Source organism: Nonomuraea sp. 10N515B, assembly GCF_052245915.1.
Classification (GTDB): Bacteria; Actinomycetota; Actinomycetes; order Streptosporangiales; family Streptosporangiaceae; genus Nonomuraea.
This window is the reverse complement of the sequence record NZ_JBQQBQ010000170.1, coordinates 1-2,161: the sequence shown is the minus strand read 5'-3', so window position 1 is coordinate 2,161 and position 2,161 is coordinate 1. Positions and strand designations below refer to the sequence as shown.

At 70.9% G+C, this 2,161-nt stretch carries 2 protein-coding genes; both read left to right on the top strand.

All coding sequences use genetic code 11. The features are described 5' to 3' along the window. The coding region (gene istA / locus ACTWQA_RS58815; protein WP_443167463.1) for an IS21 family transposase at positions 1-1,524 on the top strand (1,524 nt) is incomplete at its 5' end. A 1-nt stretch (position 1,525) separates the two neighbouring features. Further along, positions 1,526-2,161, top strand: a 636-nt coding sequence (locus ACTWQA_RS58810; RefSeq protein ID WP_443167462.1) for an ATP-binding protein, incomplete at its 3' end; no start/stop codon positions are given.

Sequence of the window (2,161 nt, the reverse complement as noted above, 5' to 3'; positions counted from 1 at the left end):
CTTGAGGCGTATGACCTCACGGGGAGTTATCGCGCCGCAGCTGAGTTGGCCGGGTGCGACCATCACACGGTGGCTCGGTATGTGAAGATGCGCGCGGCTGGGCAGTCGCCCGAGCAGCGCAAGCACCGAGAGCGGGCGATCGATGCGTACCTGCCGAAGATCGAGGAGCTGGTGGTGCGCTCGCGCGGGAAGGTGCGTGCGGATGTGGTGCACAAGCGGATCGTGGCGATGGGGTTCGCCGGTGGGGAACGCACCACGCGGCGGACGGTGGCCGAGGCCAAGGCGCAGTATCGGCTGGGCCGGCACCGGGTGTATCGGCCGTGGGTGACCGAGCCGGGGCTGTGGCTGCAGTGGGACTGGGGAACCGGCCCAGTGATCAAGGGGCGGCAGGTCACGTTGTGGTGTGCGTGGCTGGCCTGGTCTCGGTTTCGGGTGGTGATCCCGGTCTTGGACAAGACGCTGCCGACGATCGTGGCCTGCCTGGATGCGACGCTGCGCAGGATCGGCGGGGTACCCGCCTACGCGCTGACCGACAACGAGAGGACCGTCACCACCGATCACGTGGCGGGGATCGCGGTGCGCAACGCGGAGATCGTGGAGGTGGCCAAGCACTACGGGATGACGATTCGCACCTGTATCCCGGCCGATCCCGAGTCCAAGGGCGGCAGCGAGGCCACGGTGCGGATCGCCAAGGCCGACCTGGTGCCCACTGACACGAATCTGCTGCCCGAGTACCGGACGTTTGCGCAGGTGGAGGCGGCCTGCCGGGACTTTTGCGCCGAGGTGAACGGCCGCGTGCACCGGCAGACGCGTCGGGTGCCGGAGCAGATGCTGGCCGAGGAACGCCAGCGGCTGCACCCGCTGCCCAAGGCGCCGTTCACCGCGGCGTTCGGCACCACCCGGCGGGTGACCTGGGAGTGCACGATCTCGGTGGAGGGCGTGCGCTACTCGGTGCCGCACCCGCTGGTCGACACCCGCGTGTGGGCCCGCTTCCATGGCGATGAGCTGATCGTCACCGCCGTCGCCGCCGACGGCACCGCGGCCGAGGTGGCTCGGCACCGGCGCGGCACCCCGGGAACTCCCGTCATCGACGAGGCGCACTACCCGCCGCGCGAGGACAAACAGGCCGACCGCACCCCCAAGGCGGCCACTGCCGAGGAGGCGGCGTTCTTGATGCTCGGCCCCGGCGCCGCATCGTGGCTGGTGGAGGCCGCCGCGGCAGGCACCCGGCGAGTGCGCGCCAAGATGGCCGAGGCCGTCGCGCTGGCCAAGCTGCACACCCCGGCCGCGGTCGACCGCGCGCTGGGCACCGCCGCGATCACCGGCCGGTTCGCCGACGCGGACCTGCTGTCCATCCTGAACTACCAGCTCCGCCAGGCCGACGCCGAGCCCACCCGCGCTGGTGAGGACCACAGCCTGCAGCCGGGCACCTCGGCCTGGGCCGCCTTCGGCACCAGCACCCCCCCGGCTTCCCCCGCGGCTTCCCCCGCGCCCGCTCACAACGACGATGAGGACCTGATCTGACATGGCCACCCCGCTGCGCACCGTCCCCGCCACCGCCGGCGACCCGCTGGCCGAGGCCATCGAGCTGACCAAACGGCTCAAGCTGCCGCACATCCGCCGCGCCCTGGCCGACCTGGTGCCCACCGCCAAGGCCCAGCGCTGGGATCCGGCTGAGGTCGTGCGCGTGCTCCTGGCTGAAGAGGCCGCCGGACGCGACCGAGCCAACCTCAACACCCGCAGAAAACGCGCCGCCTTCCCCACCGGCAAGACCTTCGGCGACTGGGACGAGACCGTCTCCTCCATCCCCCGCCCCACCCAAGATGCGCTCAAGACCCTCGAATGGGTGACACGACGGGAGAATCTCTGCATTTGCGGCCCGTCGGGCACGGGCAAGAGCCACTACAGCGAGGCGCTCGGCCAAGCCGCTGTCGAAGCCGGGATGACCGTCATGTGGTTCACCATCGAAGACCTCGGCGCCCTGGTCCGCCGCCACCGCGTCGATGACTCCATCGCCCGCGCACTGACCCGCATCACCCGCGCCGACTTGATCATCGTCGATGACATCGGCCTGCTGCCGGTCTCCCCGGACGCCGCCGAGGGCTTCTACCGCCTGGTCGACGCCGCCTACGAGCGACGCAGCCTCGCGGTCAGCTCCAAC